The organism is Arthrobacter sp. 260, assembly GCF_013116745.1.
Taxonomy (GTDB): domain Bacteria; phylum Actinomycetota; class Actinomycetes; order Actinomycetales; family Micrococcaceae; genus Arthrobacter_D.
This window is the reverse complement of the sequence record NZ_JABFOE010000006.1, coordinates 31,627-53,056: the sequence shown is the minus strand read 5'-3', so window position 1 is coordinate 53,056 and position 21,430 is coordinate 31,627. Positions and strand designations below refer to the sequence as shown.

At 66.7% G+C, this 21,430-nt stretch carries 20 protein-coding genes; 10 read left to right on the top strand and 10 right to left on the bottom strand.

From position 1 onward, the window contains the following. The first annotated feature begins 119 nt into the window (after positions 1–119). The 3 genes from HMI57_RS08540 (at position 120) to HMI57_RS08530 (ending at position 3,710) form a co-directional block, all read left to right on the top strand. Complete coding sequence (locus HMI57_RS08540; RefSeq protein WP_171585528.1) at positions 120–1,016, top strand: alpha/beta hydrolase; 897 nt, start codon at positions 120–122, stop codon at positions 1,014–1,016. A 49-nt stretch (positions 1,017–1,065) separates the two neighbouring features. Then, entirely contained in the window at positions 1,066–2,073 is a 1,008-nt protein-coding gene (locus tag HMI57_RS08535; RefSeq protein WP_171585527.1) for a D-2-hydroxyacid dehydrogenase, read from the top strand. A 179-nt stretch (positions 2,074–2,252) separates the two neighbouring features. Further along, entirely contained in the window at positions 2,253–3,710 is a 1,458-nt protein-coding gene (locus HMI57_RS08530; protein ID WP_346655176.1) for an MDR family MFS transporter, read from the top strand. A 12-nt stretch (positions 3,711–3,722) separates the two neighbouring features. Here HMI57_RS08530 and HMI57_RS08525 read toward each other — a convergent pair whose 3' ends face one another. Then, complete coding sequence (locus tag HMI57_RS08525; protein ID WP_346655170.1) at positions 3,723–4,607, bottom strand: SDR family oxidoreductase; 885 nt, start codon at positions 4,605–4,607, stop codon at positions 3,723–3,725. A gap of 74 nt (positions 4,608–4,681) precedes the next feature. Further along, positions 4,682–5,413, bottom strand: a complete 732-nt coding sequence (locus HMI57_RS08520) for a YoaK family protein (protein ID WP_171585525.1) — start codon at positions 5,411–5,413, stop codon at positions 4,682–4,684. Positions 5,414–5,580: 167 nt separating this feature from the next. Here HMI57_RS08520 and HMI57_RS08515 point away from each other — a divergent pair, with 167 nt between their 5' ends. Genes HMI57_RS08515 through HMI57_RS08490 form a run of 6 tightly spaced genes read left to right on the top strand, consistent with a single transcriptional unit; the run spans position 5,581 to position 13,351 of the window. Continuing rightward, positions 5,581–7,275 carry an ABC transporter substrate-binding protein gene (locus tag HMI57_RS08515; protein WP_171585524.1) on the top strand — a complete coding sequence of 565 codons (1,695 nt, stop codon included), beginning with the start codon at positions 5,581–5,583 and terminating at the stop codon, positions 7,273–7,275. Next, entirely contained in the window at positions 7,272–8,225 is a 954-nt protein-coding gene (locus HMI57_RS08510; protein WP_171585523.1) for an ABC transporter permease, read from the top strand. Before HMI57_RS08515 ends, HMI57_RS08510 begins: the two co-directional genes overlap by 4 nt. After that, positions 8,225–9,172 (top strand): ABC transporter permease, encoded by a 948-nt coding sequence (locus HMI57_RS08505; RefSeq protein ID WP_171585522.1) that lies wholly within the window; start codon positions 8,225–8,227, stop codon positions 9,170–9,172. The genes HMI57_RS08510 and HMI57_RS08505 overlap by 1 nt, the downstream gene beginning before the upstream one ends. 4 nt (positions 9,173–9,176) lie before the next feature. Next, positions 9,177–10,985: a gamma-glutamyltransferase gene (locus HMI57_RS08500; protein WP_171585521.1), complete on the top strand. Its 1,809-nt coding sequence runs from the start codon at positions 9,177–9,179 to the stop codon at positions 10,983–10,985. Then, the gene (locus tag HMI57_RS08495; RefSeq protein WP_171585520.1) at positions 10,969–12,669 is read left to right on the top strand and encodes an ABC transporter ATP-binding protein; all 1,701 of its coding nucleotides are present in this window, start codon (positions 10,969–10,971) and stop codon (positions 12,667–12,669) included. The genes HMI57_RS08500 and HMI57_RS08495 overlap by 17 nt, the downstream gene beginning before the upstream one ends. Then, positions 12,650–13,351: a GntR family transcriptional regulator gene (locus HMI57_RS08490; RefSeq protein ID WP_346655169.1), complete on the top strand. Its 702-nt coding sequence runs from the start codon at positions 12,650–12,652 to the stop codon at positions 13,349–13,351. The genes HMI57_RS08495 and HMI57_RS08490 overlap by 20 nt, the downstream gene beginning before the upstream one ends. A gap of 13 nt (positions 13,352–13,364) precedes the next feature. On the opposite strand, the gene HMI57_RS08485 is transcribed toward HMI57_RS08490, so the two are convergent. The 8 genes from HMI57_RS08485 to HMI57_RS08455 form a co-directional block, all read right to left on the bottom strand. Further along, a complete protein-coding gene (locus HMI57_RS08485) occupies positions 13,365–14,621 on the bottom strand; it encodes a phospholipase D-like domain-containing protein (protein WP_228721007.1) in 1,257 nt (418 codons plus the stop codon). A 10-nt stretch (positions 14,622–14,631) separates the two neighbouring features. Then, positions 14,632–15,399 carry an urease accessory protein UreD gene (locus HMI57_RS08480; RefSeq protein WP_171585519.1) on the bottom strand — a complete coding sequence of 256 codons (768 nt, stop codon included), beginning with the start codon at positions 15,397–15,399 and terminating at the stop codon, positions 14,632–14,634. A gap of 3 nt (positions 15,400–15,402) precedes the next feature. Then, complete coding sequence (gene ureG, locus HMI57_RS08475) at positions 15,403–16,152, bottom strand: urease accessory protein UreG (RefSeq protein ID WP_228721006.1); 750 nt, start codon at positions 16,150–16,152, stop codon at positions 15,403–15,405. Then, positions 16,145–16,861 carry an urease accessory UreF family protein gene (locus HMI57_RS19075; protein ID WP_228721005.1) on the bottom strand — a complete coding sequence of 239 codons (717 nt, stop codon included), beginning with the start codon at positions 16,859–16,861 and terminating at the stop codon, positions 16,145–16,147. The genes ureG and HMI57_RS19075 overlap by 8 nt, the downstream gene beginning before the upstream one ends. A 16-nt stretch (positions 16,862–16,877) precedes the next feature. Then, entirely contained in the window at positions 16,878–18,584 is a 1,707-nt protein-coding gene (locus tag HMI57_RS08470; RefSeq protein ID WP_171585517.1) for an urease subunit alpha, read from the bottom strand. A 3-nt stretch (positions 18,585–18,587) separates the two neighbouring features. Beyond that, positions 18,588–18,893, bottom strand: coding sequence for an urease subunit beta (locus HMI57_RS08465; protein ID WP_171585672.1), 306 nt, complete (start codon positions 18,891–18,893; stop codon positions 18,588–18,590). Positions 18,894–18,910: 17 nt separating this feature from the next. After that, complete coding sequence (locus HMI57_RS08460) at positions 18,911–19,213, bottom strand: urease subunit gamma (protein ID WP_171585516.1); 303 nt, start codon at positions 19,211–19,213, stop codon at positions 18,911–18,913. 72 nt (positions 19,214–19,285) lie between these two features. Then, on the bottom strand, positions 19,286–20,008 hold the full coding sequence (locus HMI57_RS08455; RefSeq protein WP_171585515.1) for an AAA family ATPase: 723 nt from the start codon (positions 20,006–20,008) through the stop codon (positions 19,286–19,288). A 124-nt stretch (positions 20,009–20,132) separates the two neighbouring features. Between HMI57_RS08455 and HMI57_RS08450 the strand changes: the two genes are divergently transcribed. Then, positions 20,133–21,422: a bifunctional GNAT family N-acetyltransferase/ATP-binding protein gene (locus HMI57_RS08450; RefSeq protein WP_171585514.1), complete on the top strand. Its 1,290-nt coding sequence runs from the start codon at positions 20,133–20,135 to the stop codon at positions 21,420–21,422. The last annotated feature ends 8 nt before the right edge of the window (positions 21,423–21,430 follow it).

Below are 21,430 nucleotides of genomic sequence, written 5' to 3'. Positions count from 1 at the left end.
CCTGGATCTCCCTGGCGGTCAGTTGCCTTAACTTACCTCCGCCGAGAAGTGAGATGTGGCGACCTACGACGCGCTCAACCCGCCCGATCTAACCACTCGGCGGAGGGTAGGGTGGCTGCATGTTTAAGACATTCACCAAGTTTGCTGTCACTGTCGACGGCGTCGAGATCGCAGGCCGGATCTCCCAGCCGACCGCTGAGCCCAAGCCAGCTCTCCTGTTGCTGCATGGGCATCCCGAGTCCCACCTGATGTGGCACAAGATCGCCGACCGGCTCGCAGAGAAGTACACGGTGGTGATGCCGGACCTGCGCGGCTACGGCGCATCGGGTCTGCCGGCCAGCGACCCGCAGCACCTCGCCTATAGCAAGCGCACCATGGCACGTGATCAGGCGTTGCTGATGGAACTCTTCGGTGCAGAGCGTGGCTTTGAACAGTTCGCCGTCTGCGCCCACGACCGGGGCGCCCGCGTGGCCCACCGGCTGGTCGCCGACTACCCGGACAAGGTGACCGCCGCGATTCTCCTGGACATCGCCCCCACCCTCGACATGTACGAATCCACCGACCGGGCGTTCGCCGAGGCCTACTTCCACTGGTTTTTCCTGATCCAGCCGGCGCCCTTGCCGGAGTCGCTGATCGAGGCGAACCCGAGAGGCTACATCGAGAATCTGATGGGCAGCCGGTACGCCGGGCTCACCCCGTTCCCGGCTGAGGTGCTGGACAGCTACGTTGCGGCGCTGTCACGGCCCGGTGCAGTGCACGCCATGTGTGAGGACTACCGGGCGTCGTCAACCATTGACCTGGAGCACGACCGCGACGACCGGAACAATGGTGCGCTCATCGACACCCCGTTGCGGGTCCTGTGGGGCGAGCACGGCGTCGTCGGCAAGCAGTTCGATCCGCTCGCCCTTTGGCAGGCGGTGGCCCCGAAGGCCACCGGCCGTGCACTCGACGCCGGACACTACCTCCCCGAGGAAGCGCCCGAGGACGTCCTGCAGGAGATCCTGGACTTTCTCTAGATGATGACTCCCGCTAGCCGACCTGGTGCGCCGTGGGAAGATGCTGACCATGACACCTTCGACCCTCCCACCAGGATCCACCCCCGCCGGGCGCCGCCCCATTGTCGCTGTCCTGGTAGGGGAGCGGCCCGTGGTCGGCCTGGAACGCGTCGCAGCTCTCGCGGACATCCGCGAAACTGACGCTGCCGGCCTGCCGGAAGCGCTCGACGGAGCTGACGTGCTCTACCTCTGGGACTTCTTCTCGGGTGCACTGGAACCGGCCTGGCAGCACGCCGGATCCCTGCGGTGGCTGCATGTTGCGGCCGCTGGCGTCGACAAGCTGCTGTTCCCGGAACTGGTCACCTCCCCGGTGACCATAACCAACGCGCACGGCGTGTTTGACCGTCCCATGGCCGAGTACGTGCTCGGCGCCATGTTGTTTGCCGCCAAGGGATTCGGCCAGACCCGGGATCAACAGCGCCAGAAGCTCTGGGGGCGGCGTACTACCCGGAACATTGCCGGTTCCCGGGTCCTCGTGGTGGGTACCGGCAGTATCGGGCGGTGCACCGCACGGCTTCTGACAGCTGCCGGAGCCAACGTTGACGGCGCCGGTCGGAGCGCCCGCACGAATGACCCCGACTTTGCGACGGTCCATGCCAGCTCCGACCTGGCCACCATCGCCGGCGGCTACGACTACCTGGTCCTGGTGGCCCCGCTGACCCCGCAGACCCACGGCATGGTCAGCGCCGCGGTGCTCGACGCCATGGCCCCGACCTCGGTCCTCATCAACGTGGGGAGGGGAAAGCTGGTGGACGAGGCAGCGCTGGTGCGGGTGCTCGACGACGGCGGCATCGCCGGAGCAGTACTGGACACCTTCGCCGTCGAACCGCTACCGCCCTCCAGCCCGCTCTGGGGGATGGACCAGGTGCTCATCTCACCCCACATGGCCAGCGACGCCGACTCTTGGCTGAACGATCTTGCCCTCCAGTTCGAGCGCAACTTCCTCACCTGGCATGCCGGGAAGGCGTTGCCCCATCAGGTCGATAAGGAGCTTGGGTACGTGCCGACATCCTCCTAGGACAGCCGTCGATAGGCTCGCGCCGACAGTGGGCGCCGTCAGAGGGACCGGAATAGAACTGAATCCTTTTGGCGTTGCCGCTAATAGGATTCCCACGCCCACACCCTTTCGAAGGATTCTCTGTGCCCCATAGTGCCCCGCCCGCCGCTGAGACCCAGTCGGCCGAGCGACCGGACGACATCGACAACACCAAACGCAACCGGCTGGTGATCTCGCTGCTGCTGGTCTCCGCGTTCGTGGTGATTCTGAACGAGACGATCATGAGCGTTGCGCTGCAGTCGCTTACCGTCGATCTCGGCATCACCGTCAGCGCTGGGCAGTGGCTTACTACGGCCTTCATGCTCACCATGGCGGTGGTCATCCCGGTCACCGGGTTCCTGTTGCAGCGGTTCCACACCCGTCCCGTCTTCATGGCCGCCATGTCCCTGTTCAGCCTCGGCACCCTGGTGTCGGCGCTCGCGCCGGGCTTTGAGGTGTTGCTTGTCGGGCGGATCATCCAGGCCAGCGGCACGGCCATCATGATGCCGCTGCTGATGACCACGGTGATGACCCTGGTGCCCCCGGCGTCCCGCGGCCGCACCATGGGCAACATTGCCATCGTCATCTCGGTAGCACCGGCCATCGGCCCTACCGTGTCCGGTTTGATCCTCAGCGTGCTGGACTGGCGCTGGCTGTTCTGGCTGGTCCTCCCGATTGCCGTTGGCGCCCTGGTGCTCGGTGCCACGCGCATCCAGAACGTCACCACGCCGCGGCGCCTGCCCATCGACGTGCTCTCGGTCATTCTTTCGGCGCTCGCGTTCGGCGGGATCATTTACGGTCTCAGCCAGTTCGGCGAGGCGGCCGAGGGTGGCGGACCAGTACCGCCGTGGTTGCCGCTCGTCGTCGGCGGCGTGGCCCTGGTGCTGTTTGTCCTGCGGCAGCGCAGTCTGCAGCGCGCCGACCGGGCCCTGCTGGACCTACGGACCTTCAAGTCCCGCACCTTCACCATCTCCATCCTGGTCATCTCGGTGTCAATGATGGCGCTCTTCGGAACCATCATCCTGCTGCCCCTCTACGTCCAGAACGTGCTGGGGCTCTCACCGGTGGTAGCTGGCCTGCTCCTCTTCCCGGGTGGCCTGACCATGGGTCTGCTCGGACCGGTGGTGGGTCGCATCTATGACAAGCGTGGCCCCCGGGTGCTCGTGGTGCCTGGCGCGATCCTCGTGAGCCTGGTCTTCTGGGGCCTGACGATGCTCAGCGAAACCACCCCTTTCCTCATGGTGATGGTGGCGCACGTCTTCCTGAGCATCGGCCTTGCCCTGATGTTCACTCCGCTGCTGACCTCGGCTCTCGGATCGGTGCGTCCGCAGCTCTACTCCCACGGCAGCGCAATCGTGGGTACCGTTCAGCAGCTTGCGGGAGCCGCAGGCACCGCGCTGTTTATCTCGGTGATGACCATCCAGGCGACCGCCCTGCTCGACGACGGCGTCTCCGAGGTGGCCGCCGAAGCCGGCGGCATCCAGGCCGCGTTCTTCTGCGGCGCGATCGTGTTCATGTTCGCCGTCGTGGCTGCCTTCTTTATCCGGAAGCCCGTGGACGCACCGGTGGACGCCGCTGAGGCCCCGGTGGACGGCGCCGGAGTCCCAGCCGTCCACTAACCTTGTCGATCGCTAGGGGTGCCTGACTCCGTCACCGTTGATGACGGCCAGGTACCCCTCGCGGAACGTCGGGTAGGTGAACCTGAACCCAGTCGCCAGCAGCGCTGCGTTGCTGAGGCGCTTACCGTTACCGCGGTTTGTCCCGCCTGTCCTGGCAGACGACGGCTGTCCCACCGGTGGGGTCGGTAGACCCAGCTGTGCTGCGAGGAACTCGACCACCTCACCCTGGTCAACCGGTTCGTTGTCGACCCCGATGTAAACGGTTCCGGGGTCGCCGACCTGAGTGGTCAGGTGCACGATTGCCGCAGCCGCGTCATCGCGGTGGATGCGGTTGGTCCACTGGATCTCCTGCGGGACGACGGCGGTCCCGGCGGTCAGCTGATCGATCAGCCGGGTGCGGCCCGGCCCGTAGATTCCCGACAGTCGAAGGATGATGGCCTCCGGACGCCGGGCACGGAGGAGTTCCTCGGTGCTGGCCAGGATGGTCGCGGTTGCAGTGGCGGGTGCCACCGGGTGTGATTCATCGATCCACTCGCCGTCGTCGCCCCCATACACCGCGGTGGAGGACACCAGGAGGATGCGGGCGTCAATGCCGTCCCGGTCCAGGGCGTCAAGAACGTTGCCGGTAGCTTCCAGGTAGGCGGCGCGGTAGGCATCCTCGGTGCGGCCGTCGGCTGCGGTTGCGACCACCACAATGGTCGTGTCGGCGGGGATGGTCGGCAGCTCGCCGGTGAGATCCACCGAAACCCCGTTAAGCTCCGCCGGGAGCTTGTCCGCCGATCTCCGCCATCCGGTGACCCGGTGTCCGGCCGCAGCGAATCTCAGCCCGGCCTCGGTCCCCAGATCACCGCACCCGGCAATCAGCACTCCGCTTGGGATCGCACTGTCCTCGCTCACGCCATTTACCCTTCTCGAACCGGCCGAAATGCCTTAAATGTCGAGCGTACAGGGGCGTGGGCCAGCGCGGGGACCTAGCCGGCTGTCACGGGCTCCGACTCGGGTTCGACCGCTGCGGCGGCTGCCCGCTTGTCCTTCCGGTGCCGCAGTTGGCCGATAAGGGTCACGACTGCGGACAGGACGGCCGAGAGCGCTATCCCGACCCAGAGGTCGATGTGCAGCGCCGCCGCCCCCACCAGCGCGCCGAGCAGGATCAACGCGATGGCCAGAGCCCGGCGTGCCCAGAAGGGGCTCTTCCCACCTGCGAGGCGTGAGTCCGAGGCCAGCCCGGTAATCGTTGAGGTTACGACGACTGTGGTGATCTCGGCGACCTTGAGGCGCTTCGCCGTGGCGGCCTGAATGCCCATGGCCAGTGCGAGCGTGCTGGTGGTGATGCTGCCCAGCAAGTGGTCGCCGGTGACATCGACGAGGGCGGTGAAGAGGGCCAATCCACCGATGAGCACGGCCACCGTGAGGAAGGTCAGTGAGGTGCGGCCGCTCCATCCCTCGGGTGCTTTTCGCAACACCCGCCCACCAATTACGGCGCCGACCATGAAGAAGAGCAACGCCAGGGCTGGTCTGAGCACCGGCAGGTCGCTGCCCCCGGCAATGGCCATGCCCAGCAGCACCACGTTTCCAGTCATGTTGCCGGTGAAGACCTGGTCCAGACCGAGGAAGCCGACGGCGTCCACCACGCCTGTGGAAAAGGTGAGGGTCAGCATGAGCCACAGATGGAGGCGGTCGGTGGGGACAGGCTGACGCTTCATTGGATCCTCCGTGATGTACGACTGGTGCCGCGAAAGTGTTGTTATACGAACCGTCATATTTCGAACGGCATGTATACAAAATACACCTTCCTGTTTATTGTTGTATGCAATCGGTCACATGAGACCTGCACCACACGCAGTCCCCGCCTCCTGAGCCAAGGATAAAAATGCCGCCCACACCATTCACGCCACCGGCCCCGCCGGAGACGCGATCACGGTCCCCGTTCAAACTGGCCGGCGTGTTTGCCAGCGCCGTCGCCGTGGCCCTCGCGATGACCGCCTGCCAGCCACTCCAGGCCCTTGAACCGGCGCCCGAACGCGAAGAGGTCACCACCGCTTCACTCGACGGCAAGACCATCGTCGAGGGTGGGGACCTCGTGATGGCCCTCTCCGCGGAGCCGGATCGCCTCGACCCCACGACGTCGTCGTCGCTCTACACGCGCTACGTCATGCAGACCATGTGCCAGAAGCTCTACGACATCGACGCGTCCGGTGAGCTGATTCCCCAGCTCGCCACCGAACTTCCCGAGGTCTCAGAGGACGGACTGACCATCACCATCCCGGTCCGCCAGGACGCCGTGTTTGCCGACGGCGCCGAATTCAACGCCGAGGCGGTCCGCCAGACCCTCGACCGACATTTGAACCTGGAGGGATCCTCCCGCGCCAGCGAACTCGGACCGATCACCAGCATCGAGGCGACCGACGAGTACACGGTCGAGATCACCTACGAGACACCCTTCGCGCCGCTAACCGCAGCACTGGCCGACCGGGCCGGGATGATGCTCTCGCCCCAGGCCCTCGATGCAGCGGGCGAGAACTTCGGCGACAGCCCGGTCTGTGTGGGACCGTTCAAGTTCGTTGACCGCGTCCCCCAGACCTCCATCTCGGTCGAGCGCGACCCGCTCTACTACGACGCCGAGAATGTCCACCTGGACACCATCACCTACCGGATCATCACCGATGCGAACATCCGCGCAGCGAACCTGCGATCCGGTGACGTGCACGTCGCGGACACCATCTCGCCACAGGACATTGACGCGCTGATCCAGGAGGACGGCATCGGCATCCTCCAGGTCGGCTCCCTCGGCTACCAGGGCCTGACCATCAACCTTGGCAACACCGACGGGGTCGGCGAACCGGTCGGCACCATCGACACCCCGCTGGCCCAGGAGGCAGCGGTGCGGATGGCACTGTCCATGTCGATCGACCGCGAAGCCCTGGTCAACACGGTGTTCAACAGTTGGTACCAGCCAGCCTGTTCGCCGATCTCCCCGGAAAGCCCCTTCACCTCCGAGCTCAGCGAAGCCTGCCCGCCGTTCGATCCGGAAGGCGCCGTCGCACTGCTGGAGGAGGCAGGCATCGAGACCCCGTACGAAATTGAAATGCAGGTCTCCAACGCCCCGGACACGCTCCGCTTCGCGCAGGCGCTCCAGGCCGCCGTGTCCGAGGAGGGTGCGTTCAGCCTGACAATCGTCCCCGTGGAGTACTCCACGCTGCTGGACGTGCAGTCACGCGGTGACTTCGAGATGCTGCAGCTCGGCTGGTCCGGGCGCGTCGACCCACATGGCAACATGTTCAACTTCCTCTCCACCGGGGGAGGCAACAACTACTCCGGCTACAGCGTCGACGAGGTCGACACCCTCCTCCGGGAGGCTGCGCAGGCCACCGACGACGACGAACGCGCCGAGCTTTACGGGCAGGTGGTGGAGAAGATCCAGGAAGACAACCCGCTGATCTACCTGTACCGTGTCCGCAGCCTCACCGCGTACACCACCAACATCGCCGGGGTGGAAACCTTCGCCGACGGTGTGGTGCACCTGTCCAACGTGGCCTTCATCGAGAACGAAGGGGCCCAGCCATGATCCGCTACGTCGGTACCCGGCTCTGGCAGTCGGCGCTTACCCTGATCCTGGCATCGCTGGTGGTGTTCATCGGTGTCCGCCAACTCCCCGGCGATCCCGCCCTCGCCATGGCCGGCGAGGAAGCCACCCCCGAACGGGTGGAAGCCATCCGCGAAATGCTCGGACTCAACGAATCGCTGGCGAGCCAGTACTTCACCTTCGTCGGCAACCTGCTGCGTGGCGATTTCGGTGAATCCACCCGCACCGGAACGCCGGTCACGGAGCTGATTGCCACCACTCTGCCGGTCACCCTGTGGCTGTCGGCGTACGCGATTGTCGTCGCCGTCGTCGTCGGGATTCTCTTCGGCGTGATCGCTGAACGGTTCCGCGGGCGGTGGCCCGAATGGCTGGCGAACGGCTTCGCGCTCGTAGGGCTGTCCGTCCCGAACTTCTGGCTGGGAATCCTGGCGATCCTCTACCTGGCGGTGACGCTTGGCTGGTTCCCGGCGTCGGGCTACGTCGACGTCGCCAGTGACCCGTTGCGGGGCCTTTACTACCTGACCCTCCCAGCGATCATCCTGGGCACCGGACTGGCCGCGGTGATCATGCGGCAGACCCGGGCCTCAATGATCGAGACCATGAGCACCGACTATGTGCGCACGGCCCGGGCGAAAGGCCTGGGACGGGGCCGGGTGCTGATGCGCTACGGGCTGCGGAACTCGCTGATCGTGGTCGTCACGATCGTCGGCCTGCAGCTCGGTGGACTGATCTCCGGCGCCGTGGTGACCGAGCGGATCTTCGCTCTCCCCGGTTTCGGGAAGCTCACCCTCGACGCAGTGTTCACCCGTGACTACCCGGTCATCCAGGCGGTGGTCCTGATCATCACCGTTTCCTACATCGTGATCAACCTGGCCGTGGACATCCTGTACTCAGTCGTCAACCCGAAAATCCGAGTCGGAGGAGCCAACTGATGGCCGCCACAGAAATCGCCGCAACCGGTACAGGCCCGGACAATGGTCCGGGTAACGGATCCGCTTCAGCTGGCCTCGGCTCGGCGCGTGGCCGGATCTGGCGCTCGCTGCGCCGGAACCCGCTCGGCATTGCCGGCGGCATCATGCTGGCGCTGGTGGTCCTCGCCGCCGTCCTCGCCCCCGTGATCGCACCCTACGATCCCACCGAGGTCCACTTCGACGCACCCTTCCAGGACCCCCTCACCGTCGGGTACCTGCTGGGCACCGACGACCTGGGCCGTGACATCTTCTCCCGCATGCTCTTCGGCATGCAGGCCTCACTCCAGGTGGGTGCACTGTCGGTGCTGCTCGCCGTGGTCGTCGGTACGCCCCTGGGGCTGCTTGCCGGCTACTGGAAAGGGTTCGACGCCGTCATCTCCCGCCTCACCGACGTCACCCTGGCGTTCCCATTCCTGATCATCGCCGTCGGGCTGGCCGCGATCAGCGGACCCAGCCTGTCCAACGCGGCAATCGCCCTGGGGATCGCGCAGATCCCCACCATGATCCGGGTGGTGCGCGGCGAGACACTGAGGATCAAGGAAAGCGACTTCGTCCTGGGTGCGCGCACCATGGACGCCTCCGGGCTGCGGATCATGGCCCAGCATGTGCTGCCCAATGCTGCGTCAGCGATCATCGTGCAGGCCACCGTGATCATGCCGGTCGCGGTGATCGGCGAGGCGCTGCTGTCCTTTCTGGGTCTTGGCATCCAGCCGCCAACGCCTAGCCTGGGTATCATGCTCTCGGATGCGCAGCAGTACATTTTCAGGTCTCCCACGGCTGCCATCTTCCCCGGCATTGCGATCGCCGTGATCTGCCTGGCCTTCAACCTCTTTGGGGATGCTCTGCGCGACGCACTCGACCCCACCAGCACTTCCCGCTCCCGTTCCGGCAAAAAGAACCGAAAGTGACTCGATGACCTACACCACCCCAGCTCCCTTCACCACGCGGCCTACCCTTGAGGGCACTTTCGGGATGACCGCTTCCACCCACTGGCTGGCCACCGCCTCGGCGCAGGCGGTCCTGGAACGTGGCGGGAACGCGTTCGACGCCGCAGTCGCCAGTGCCTTCGTGCTGCATGTTGTCGAGCCGCACCTGAACGGTCCCGGCGGTGACATGACCGGCGTGTTTGCGACAGCGGAGAACCCGTCCGAACCCATCGTCCTGATGGGGCAGGGCCCAGCCCCCGCCGCCGCGACCCGCGAGCACTACCTCGCGGAGGGACTGGAACTGGTACCCGGCTCTGGCGCACTCGCCGCCGCGGTCCCCGCCGCCGTCGACGCGTGGCTGCTGCTGCTCCGCGACCACGGCACCTGGGAACTCGGCGACGTGCTGGCTTTCGCCATCGGCTACGCCCGCAACGGGCACCCGATCGTGGGACGGGTGGGCGCCACCATCTCCTCGGTCGCCGAACTGTTCACCGAGCACTGGCCGACGTCGGCAGCGCTCTGGATGCCCGAGGGCCGCGCCCCCGTGGCGGGCGAAATGGTCAAGAACGAGGCCTACGCCTCGGTCCTGGACCGGCTGGCCGCAGCCGGCGCGCCTGATGCCACACGGGAGGAGCGCATCGATGCCGCCCGCCACGAGTGGAGCGAGGGCTTCGTTGCCCAGGCCGCCGTCGCCTTCTCCGCGCAGCCGCACCGCCACTCCTCCGGCACCGACCACGCCGGGGTGATGAGCCTCGAGGACTTCGCCGGCTGCCAGGCTGGCTACGAGCCAGCTACGACCTTCGAGTTCCGCGGGTACACGATCGCGAAGACGGGTGCCTGGGGGCAGGGTCCGGCGCTGCTGCAGACCCTCGCCATCCTCGCCGGGTACGACGATGAGCACCTGGACCCATCCACAGCGCTCGGCGCCCACACCATCCTCGAGGCGCAGAAGCTGGCCATCGCCGACCGCGAGGCCTACTACGGCGACGCCGACGTCCCCCTGGACTACCTGTTGTCCGAGGAGTACGCCGCCGAGCGCCGCGCCCTGATCACCGAGAAGGCCTCCACTGAGTTCCGCCCCGGCACTGTGCCGGGCCGCGAACCCTTCATCCCGCCGCTACGCACCGAATACACGGCGCCGGCCCTCGCCGGCGTGGGAGCCATGGCAGGCGTCGGCGAACCGACCGTTTCACGCAGTGGTGAGACCCGCGGGGATACCTGCCACATCGACGTCGTCGACCAGTGGGGCAACATGGTCTCCGCCACGCCGTCGGGCGGCTGGTTGCAGTCTTCACCGACCATCCCGGAACTCGGGTTCTGCCTGGGCTCCCGGCTGCAGATGACCTGGCTGGAGGACGGGGCGCCGTCCACCCTGCGTTCGGGCAAGCGGCCCCGCACCACGCTGACACCTACCCTGATCCTAAAGGACAGCCTCCCTGTGGTGGCGCTGGGGTCACCCGGTGGCGACCAGCAGGACCAGTGGCAGCTGCTCTACATTCTGCGCACCATTGTCGGCGGTTACTCGCCGCAGCAGGCGATCGATGCACCCTCGCTGCACACCACGTCGATCCCCGGATCGTTCTTCCCCCGCACCTGGGAGCCCGGCGGAGCTGTGGTCGAGGACCGGCTCGGCGAGGACGTCATCACCGACCTTCAGGAGCGCGGCCACGTCGTCACCCGTGCCGGAGACTGGGCGCTCGGCCGCATCTCCTCGGTGGTCAGCGACCCCGCAACCGGCGTCCTGAAGGCCGCCGCCAACCCGAGAGGAGCTCAGGGCTATGCAGCAGGGCGATGATGTGAACGGCATTGGATCGAGCGGCGTTGCAGTGGACACGGGGCCCCGTGAGGTCCTGCTCAAGGTCGAGAACCTGGAGGTCACGTTCGGGACCGCCCCGGTGCTCCACGGCGTCAGTTTCGAACTGCGGCAGGGGGAGCGGGTGGCGATCGTGGGGCAGTCCGGTTCCGGCAAGTCCACCACCATCGGTGCCATCCTGCAGCTGCTGCCCGGCGACGGTTACGTCTCCAACGGATCAATCCAGTTGGGGTCCTCCCGCAACAGGGTGGACCTGGCCGACGCGTCGGACGCCCAGATGCGCTCCATCCGCGGCTCACGCCTCGGCCTGGTCCCGCAGGATCCGATGTCCAACCTCAATCCGTCGATGAAGGTCGGAGCGCAGATCGCTGACGCGCTGATGTCCAACCGGGCTCCGGGCAGCGAACGGCTCGACCGGGCGCAGGTGAAGTCCCGGGCCGTGGCGCTGATGGCAGAGGCGGGAATTCCCGACGCCGAACGGAGGTACGGGCAGTACCCGCACGAGTTCTCCGGTGGCATGCGCCAGCGGGTCCTCATCGCGATCTCCCTCGCCGGTGAGCCGGAACTGCTGATCGCTGACGAGCCGACGTCGGCCCTGGACGTGACGGTGCAGCGGCAGATCCTGAACCACCTCCAGAACCTGGTGGACGCCCGCGGAACCTCGCTGCTGTTCATCACCCACGACCTGGGCCTCGCCGCCGACCGCACCGATCGCATCATCGTGATGTCCGAAGGGCGCATCGTCGAGGTGGGCACACCGCGCGAGATCCTGCTGAACCCGCAGGAGGACTACACCAAGGCCCTCGTGGCGGCGGCACCGTCGGTCGCTGCGGTGCTCGGCCGCGAACCGGCCGGAGGCGGGATGTCCTCGATCGCCGGACCGGAACCGATCCTCGTCATCAAGGACCTGTTCAAGGAATTCAAGCTGCGCGGCCAGCGCGGCGGCACCGTGCAGGCGGTGAAGGACGTGTCCTTCAGTGTGCAGCGGGGAACGACGACAGCCGTCGTCGGCGAATCCGGGTCGGGCAAGACCACCGTGGCCCGGATCATCCTGGGCCTCGAAACCGCCAGCTCGGGCAATGCCCTGATCGACGGGCAGACGATCACCGCCAGCCGGGGGCAGGAACGCCGGGCGCTGCGGCGCAAGGTGCAGCCGGTGTTCCAGGACCCGTACGGCTCGCTCGACCCGACGTTCAGCATTGAACGGCTGATCGACGAACCCCTGCGGATCTTTAAGGTGGGGGACAAGGAGAGCCGCCGAAAGAAGGTGGCCGACCTGCTGGATCAGGTGGGCTTGCCGCACAGCATGGCGCAGCGCCGGCCGAACGAGCTCTCCGGTGGGCAGCGCCAGCGCGTGGCAATCGCGCGGGCCCTGGCCCTGGAGCCGGAGATGCTGATCCTCGACGAGGCGGTGTCGGCCCTTGATGTGCTGGTGCAGGACCAGATCCTGCGGCTGCTCGCCGATCTGCAGGACCGGCTGGGGCTGACCTACCTGTTCATCAGCCATGACCTCGCCGTCGTCCGGCAGATTGCCGATAATGTGGTGGTTATGAAGGCAGGCGAGGTGATGGAATCGGGAAGCGTGGACCAGGTCTACAACCGGCCAGAATCCGAGTACACCCGGGAACTGCTGGGAGCGATCCCCGGTGCTGAATTTGCCGCCTGACCCCAGCCCGGCCGAGCCTGCACCCAAACAGCGGGTGCAGGACGAGATCCGGCACGACATCATTTTCGGCTCGCTGCAGCCCGGCACCCGGGTGACCGAGGCGGTGCTCGCCGCCAAGTACGGGGTGTCCCGCATCCCGGTGCGTGAGGCGCTGCGCGCGCTGGAGGCGGAGGGGTTCGTCGAGTCGAAGCCCTACGCCGGGTCCACGGTCTCGGAGATCCCGGTGGACGACGCCGACGATCTCTTCTCCGTCCGCGAGGCGCTGGAGGCCGCCACGGCACGGCGTGCGGCGCGGCGCGCTGCCGCGCAGTTCAGCGCCGGTGCCCCCAACGGTGTGTGGTGGCGGGTGCGCCGTCAGCTCGCCGACCTGCTCGACGACGGCGACCAGGCCGTCGCCGCGGGCAACCTCGAGCTGCTGCCGGAGCTGAATATCAGGTTCCACCTGGGTATCGCCGAACTCAGCGGCAGTGCATCCCTGACGGCACTGTTGCGCCAGATTTCCGGCAAGATCGAATGGCTCTACGCCACCGACGTCGACAATCGGGGCAAGCAGTCCTGGAGCGAACACCGACTGATCATGGCCGCAATCGACGCCGGCAACCCGGCTGAGGCCGAGCGGCTGATGGCCGGTCACGTGCATCAGTCGCGGGTGGGGTACCTGGACCGCTTCGCTGCCCCCTGACAGGGTTCGCGGATTACAGGAGCGGGCGGAGCGGGGCGAGGATGGCTTCGCTGACGCGGGCCACAATGTGCCGGCGCTCCCACTCCTGGATGGTCAGGATGCGGCTGTTCCCGCTGTCAATCGCGAAGATCTGCTCCATGCTGCTGGCGAGACCCTCGTCGAAGATTTCCAGGTTGATCTCGTAGTTGCCGGTCAGGCTCAACCGGTCAATGTTGGCGGTGCCCACGGTGGACCACTGGCCGTCAACGGTGGCGGTCTTCGCGTGGATCATCGCATTCTGGTAAAGCAGCACCTGGATCCCGTTCTCCAACAGCGACGAGTAGAACCCGCGGGACAACCAGTCGGAGAGCACGTGGTTGGATTCCTCGGGCAGGATGACCCGCACGTCCACCCCGCGCTTGCTGGCCCTCAGCAGTGCGTTGAGGATCTGCTGGTCCGGTATGAAGTAGGCGGTGGTGATATAGATGTGGTCCTTGGCGCGGTTGATCGCGTCGAGGTAGACCCCACGGATGGGGAACACCAGGTTCGCCGGGATGTTGTTGACGGCACGCAGCCGAGGCTCCCAGAAGTCGGCGCTGGTGTCGTCAAGGGGAGGCCGGGACCGGGCAGTGGCGAGGTTCCAGACACTGACGAATGCCTCACGCAGTTCCCAGACCGACGGCCCGACGATCCGCAGGTGGGTGTCGCGCCACTTGGTGGCGTAGAGGCTGCCGATGTTGTAGCCGCCCACAAACCCGGTGGTCTCGTCGACGACCAGCAGTTTGCGGTGGTCGAACCCGGTGCCCCGGATGTTCGTGAAGACGATCGACGGCCGCAGCACCGGAAACCTGAAGACCCGCACATCGGGGTGGAACTTGTAGAACGACGGCCTGACCACCAGATTCGCGAACCCGTCATAGATCACATAGACCTTGACCCCACGCGCGGCGGCGTCGTTGAGCGCGTCACGGAAGGTGCGCCCCACGGCGTCGCCCTTCCAGATGTAGGTCTCCATGAGGATCTGGTGCTCGGCCGACCGGATGGCCTCCAGCATCGCCTCGTACAGGTCTTCCCCGTAGGTGTAGACGGTGGTCGATGAACCGGCCACCTGGCCCTCGAAGATGCCCGGTTTGGGGAACCCCTCGCGCTTGGTCCTGATCTTTTTCTGGATCGCATCGATGATGACCAGTGTTGCGGCAACAACGGCCTGCAGGGCTGCGAGTGCCAGGGCTGCTCGTCCGACGACGGTGCGGGCGAAGCCAACAAGGCGCTTCGGGTGGTGTAGACGCATAATCAAGAGCCTATCGCCACGCGGCGAAAACCCGCTCCACCTGCTGCGTCACGTGGTGGGCACTGTCCGCCAGAATCCGGGCCACCGCACCGCCGGACGCCGTGTCGAACCGAGTGAGGCTTGAACGCTCCAGTGCCGGAGGCGTGAAGCCCAGCGCGGTGACGGCGCCCAGGACCCGGGTCCCACCAAGCACTCCCACCGCTGACCGGTGGTCGCCGGTCAGGTCCAAATCCTCATAGAGGAGGTCACCGGCCGGTCCCGAGCAGCGCACCGAGCTGCGCAGCTCGCCGGGGGTTTCCCCGGTACGGCCGCGCACCAGCACTTCCTGCAGGACGAGGCGGGCGCCAGCCGCCAGCGACACCCGGGTGTCCCTGAGCACATTGGCGCCCTCCGCGACGACCAACGGCGCCCCCGCCCACAGCAGCGTACCGCCGTCGGCCACGGTGGCCGAGAGCCGCCACCGGGCCTGCACGCCTGCCGCGTTGTAGGCGACCAGGCCAGCCGGTTCCACCACCTCAAGCGTGACCCCGGCACCCACCGACACCTCGATCAACACATCATCGCCACCGAGGAGCATCATCGAGATCCCGATCAGGGCGACCCGGGCATGGGTTGGGTCGGGTCCGCTCCCGGAACGACCAGCGGCGCGGTGCACCGGGCGGGGCGCCAGGAACTGGCCCTGGTCCAGCACCGTGTAGCTCGCCCGGCCACCGGCCAACTCGACACCGATCCGGGTGGACCTTGCCGGCACTTCCAGCGACCCTGCGACAGCGGCCACCGGCTAGTGCCGGTGCGTTCCAGCAGCCCCGGAGGGGTCGTCGTGGGTGTGGACGTAGCCGCCGTCCTCGTCGGCGTGGAAGTGCGGCGCCATCGGTCCCGGATCCTGCGGTGTGTGCGTTCCGGCCCGGTGCTGCACCACCATCGAACGGACCCACTCGGCGAGTTCGGCAACGGTGGCGGGCACCTTCCGTGACAGGGCGAGGACCGGGCCGCCCTCGCGGGCGTCGAAGGCATCGGAAAGCATCAGATCGACGTCGACATCCACGTGCGGTGCCAGGTCAATCTTGTTGATCACCAGCAGGTCGGCCCGCGCGATGCCGGGGCCACCCTTCCGGGCGACGTCGCCGCCTCCCGCCACGTCGAGCACGAAGATCTGGGCGTCCACCAGGGCCGGCGAGAACGTGGCGGTGAGGTTATCGCCACCGCTTTCCACCATTACCAGGTCAAGGGGCGCGAAATCGGACTCGAGGTCCTCCACCGCCAGGAGATTCGTGGTGACGTCGTCGCGAATGGCCGTATGGGGGCACGCGCCGGTCTCGACAGCACGGATCCGCTCGCCGGGCAGCACGCCAGCCGATTTCAGGAACCGGGCGTCCTCGTCGGTATAGATGTCATTGGTGATGACGCCGATGGACAGTTCGCCGGACATGGCGCGGCAAATCGACGCGATCAGCGAGCTTTTCCCGGTGCCGACCGGGCCTGCAATGCCAAGCCGGAAAGAACGGGTGGAAAGGGTAGGGATTTCAGGCAACGAACAGTCTCCTTGTTCTGGTGGTGTGTTCCTGCGCCCACTGCTCCATCCACGGAGCGCTGAGCGCGGGCAGGTCGTCTTCGGTCTGAGTGGTGAGCGCTGCACGCGCGACATCGTCCATGGCGGCGCCAGCGTCGAGAATCCAGCGGGTGCCAGTCATCGGATCGATGGGAAGCAGCTTCAGCGCCGCGGCGACCACCGATTGGGCGTCGTCGTAACAGCAGAGCAGTGCCAGTTCCAGTTCCGGAACCCCGAGGGCCGCCCCAAGGACGCCGAGGGCAACCGGGCGGGTGGGCTTCGGCACCTCCCTGGCCAGCAGGTCGACGGCAGGGTTGCCCGGGACGAGGGTTACGGCCAGGCGCAGCATTCCGCGGCCGAGCCGTCGGGACGCGTCACGCTGGGCACCTGACGGTGTCCGTGCGTCCAGTGCCGCCTCAATCGGCGCGAAGGCTGGCCTTCCGGGGGTCGCGCTGACAGTGTCTGCCGACTGGTCCTGTGCCAGCACCGCGCGCCGGAAGGCGAGAACTGCCGCCGCTGTTTCCACCCGCATCACCGTATGGAGCCGGGACAGCAGGTAGCCGTAGACCTGGTCCGGTCCCAGCCCGCCCAGGACCGCCGGCTCCAGTCCCGCCGAATGGGCGTACGCACCCGAGGGCAGGCGGGAATCCGCGAGCAGGAAGCCGGCAAGAGCCGATGCGCTGGCACCCATCCCTAAAGTCCCATGCCTAGAACAGGGTGTAGCGCTGGGTCAGGGGCAACTCGACGGCGGGGGCTGGCTCGATCTCCTGGCCGTCGATGCTCACCCTGAACGTTTCAGGGTCCACCTGGATGTCCGGGAGCGCCGTGTTGTTCGGCAGTGACGCTTTGGTAACCCCTCGGGTGTCGGCGATGGCCGTGAGGCGGCGGGTGAGGCCCAGCCGGTCGGCGAGCCCGTCCTGAAGCGCGGCGGGCGTGACGAACGACGTCGACAGGTGCGGCGCCGACGTCGGGGTCCCCGCCAGCGCCTCACGCATCCAGACGGGTTGAGGGGTGGGGAGTGAAGCGTTGGGGTCGCCCATCTGGCCGGCGACAATCGCCCCGCCCTTGATCACCAGCGACGGGCGGATCCCGAAGAACGCCGGATGCCACAGCACCAGGTCAGCCAGCTTCCCGACGGCGATCGAGCCCACCTCGGCATCGATGCCGTGCGCGACGGCGGGGCAGATGGTGTACTTCGCGACGTAGCGTCGGGCCCTCTCGTTGTCGGCCGGTGACGCGGATTCGGGGGTGCCCAGGTGGTGCTTCATCACGTGGGCCACCTGCCAGGTGCGGGTGATGGTCTCCCCGATGCGGCCCATCGCCTGCGCATCGGAGGAGGTGATGGACAGCGCACCCAGGTCCTGCAGTACGTCCTCGGCCATCATGGTGGTGGCGCGGATGCGCGACTCGGCGAAGGCCAGGTCCTCGGGGATGCGCGGGTTGAGATGGTGACAGACCATCAGCATGTCCAGGTGCTCCGCGACGGTGTTGACAGTGAACGGCAGTGTGGGGTTCGTTGACGCGGGAAGGACATTGGCTGCGGCGGCAACGGTGATGATGTCCGGGGCATGGCCCCCGCCGGCGCCCTCGGCGTGGAACACGTGGATGCCGCGGCCGGCGACTGCCTCAAGGGTCTGCTGGACGTAGCCCGCCTCGTTGAGCGAGTCGGCGTGGAGGGCCACCTGCATTCCCCACCGGTCGGCGGCCCGCAGTGCTGCGTCGATGGCGGCGGGGGTGGAGCCCCAGTCCTCATGGACCTTGTAGCCGGCGGCACCGGCGAGGGCCTGCTCGTCGAGGGCCGCGTCGCTGACGGTGTTGCCCTTCCCATAGAGGAGGAAGTTCAGGGGCAGTGAATCGAGGGCGCGGTGCATCGTGGCGAGGTTCCAGGCGCCGGGGGTCACAGTGGTGGCCTTGGTGCCCTCGGCCGGGCCGGTCCCACCGCCTCCGACAGTGGTGATTCCGGAGGCAACCGCTTCCCGGAGCGCGTCGGTGCCCATCAGGTGCACGTGGCTGTCGATACCGCCGGCGGTGAGGATCTTGCCCTCCCCGGAAATCACCTCGGTTCCCGGGCCGATGACCAGGGCCGGGTCAACCCCGTCCATGATGTCCGGGTTGCCCGACTTGCCTATGCCGACGATCCGCCCGTGCCTGACCCCAACGTCGGCCCGGACAATGCCCCAGTGGTCCAGGATGACGGCGTTGGTGATGATCAGATCCGGCGCGCCCTCGGCGCTGGTCCTGGTGGACTGGGCCATGGACTCGCGGATGTTCTTGCCGCCGCCAAACACCGACTCGTCGCCACCGAAGGTGTAGTCCTGTTCGGGGGTGATCCACAGGTCGGTGTCACCGAGTCTGATCTGGTCGCCGACGGTGGGCCCATACAGGTGGGAGTAGTCGTGCCTGCTGATGTCCATGGGTTAGCCTTCCGGTGCGGGTCGACGCTGGAGCCCGGGAACGGTGCCCGTGCCGGCGAGTTTGACCAGCAGGACCTCACGGGAGGCCCCGGGTTCAAAGCGGACGGCGGTCCCGGCCGGGATGCCCAGCCGGAACCCGGTGGCGGCGGCACGGTCAAAGCTGAGGGCAGCGTTGACGTCGGCAAAATGGAAGTGGGATCCCACCTGGATGGGGCGGTCGCCGTCGTTCACCACCACCAGGGTGCGATGCTCCCTGCCGGCGTTGATCTCAAGGGACCCGGGAAGGGTGCGGATCTCGCCGGGAATCATCCGGCTCGGCTCGCCGGTCATGGGATGGGCTCGGTGATGGTGACGAGCTTGCGGCCATCGGGGAAGGTGGCTTCGATCTGCAGATCGGGGATCATCTCGGGCACCCCTTCCATCACCTCGGCGCGGGTGAGGACGCTGCGGCCCCGGCTCATCAGGTCGGCGACCTGGGCGCCCTCCCGGGCGCGCTCCATGACCCAGCAGGAGAGCAGGGCGACGGTTTCGGGGTAGTTCAGCAGCACACCCCGGTCGAGGCGGTCACGGGCCACCATGCCAGCGACGCTGAGCAGCAGCTTGTCCTGGTCTGACGGTGTGAGGAACATGTAAGAGTTTTACAGCCATAGTGTTACAGCCATGTTGCGGACCCGCGGCAGGTGACCGGCACGCTACCGGGGTTAGAGGTGGCGCAGATACCGGTCTGGTTCGTTCATGAAGCTTCGCCAGTTCACGGTCAGGTCCAGCTCGTCCCAGTGCCTCTCACGGAACCCCCACGGCCCGATCTCCAGGATTGCTGCCCCGGGCAGCGCCGCCAGCAGCGGGGAGTGGGTGGAGAGCAGCACCTGGGACTTCCCGTCGGCGAGCAGTTCCTTCAGGATGGCGAGCAAGGCCAGGCAGCCGCCGAAGGACAGCGCCGATTCCGGCTCATCCAGCACCCACAGACCGGGCCCGCGGAACCGGTCCACTGTCAGTTCCAGGAACGATTCCCCGTGGGACATCGAGTGGAACTGGCGGTCGATGCTGGACATCCCCGGATTCTGTTCCAGGTAGGTGAAAAACCCGTGCATCGTCTCGGCGCGCAGGAAGTAACCGCGCTTGGTGCCGCCCGGATTCCTGACCAGCTGGATGTGCTCCGCCAGGTCGGACTCGGAGGGTCGGGTGGAATGCCGTGCGCCGGTCGACCCTCCCTCCGGGGACAATCCGAATGCCAGCGCGATAGCCTCCACCAGGGTCGACTTGCCGGAGCCGTTCTCGCCCACCAGCACCGTCGCGGCGCCGAGGTCCATCCCGCCATTCAGGAGTTGCGTTACCGGCGGCAGGGTCGCCGGCCAGGTGCCTGGATCGAGCGGATGGGCCGGGTGGGCGGTGACCCGCCGGATGGGAAACCGGTTGAGCTGCATCTCAGCATCTTGGCAGCACCCTCTGACAGTCACAATCTCCGGTACCGTCCAGCCGTATGCCATGATCAGCGCAGGGCGCGTTTCACTTGCGCCGCACTCGACACACGACGAAGGAGTCACCCGTATGACCGGCTGGAGAATCAAGGACTTTCACTCCGCGGACATGGACGCAATTCTGCACCTGTGGGAGGAGTCCCGCAGTGCTGGTGTCGAACCGGTGTACGCCCTCTCCGAGGTCCTCGCCTCCTGCCAGAAGGATCACGCCGTCGTCGCCGTCCATGGTGAGACGGTGGTCGGCACGGCGGTAGCCCGCGCTGCGCACGACCAGGGATGGATCGTGTTCTTCGCCATTGACGAGGCCTGGAGGAACCAGGGGATCGGCAGCGCGCTGCTTGCAGCCATCGAGGGCAGGATGGCCCCGCATGGCCTGACGAAACTCTCCACCCTGGTGCCCGATGCCGAACAGCGCGTGGACGCGTTGCTCAACTCAGGATTCCATGACCGGAAACACCTGCGGTACTTTGAACGGGACATCCCTGTGCAACGCCAGGAGATGGGCCTGCTCAGCGAACTCGGTGGACGGTTGATGCCGAGGAACCTGTGGAGCAACGTGGGCGGCATGCAGCGCGAGAAAGAACTGCTCGAACGCAGGCTGGTCCTACCCCTCGCCAACCCCGACCTCGCCGACCAGTACGGGGTGGTGCCGCCGCGCGCAGTGATGCTGTTCGGTCCGCCGGGAACCGGTAAAACCACGTTCGCCAAGGCCATCGCCTCACGGTTGGAGTGGCCCTTCGTCGAGGTGTTCCCGTCAAGGCTGGCCACTGACTCCAAAGGGCTGGCGGGCGCGTTGCGGGAGACCTTCCTCGAAATTGCCGAACTGGAACACGCAGTGGTGTTCATTGACGAGGTCGAGGAAATTGCCGCGCAACGGCAAGGAGAGCCGCCGTCACCTTTGCAGGGCGTGACCAACGAACTGCTCAAGATCATTCCTGCCTTCCGGGAGCAGCCGGGCCGCCTCCTGGTGTGCGCCACGAACTTCATTCGGGCCCTTGACACCGCTTTTCTCCGCCACGGACGCTTCGACTACGTCATCCCCATCGGGCTGCCCGACAGTGCCGCCCGGCACGCCATCTGGCAGCGGTATATCCCGTCCGAGGTGGCAGCCGACATTGACCTTGCCCGGCTCGTGGACACCTCCGACGGTTTTTCCCCTGCTGACATAGAATTCGCGGCACGCAAAGCCTCCCAACGGGCTCTGGAGCAGGCGGTCTTCGGAGGGGCTGACAGCGGCACGCCGGCGCCGGGTCCATCAAGCGATGATTACCTGAAGGCGATCGCCGAGACCCGGACCACCGTCTCGGCGTCCGTCGCGCAGGAATTCCGCGAGGACATTGAACGGATCGCGAGGCTCTAGCGTCACGA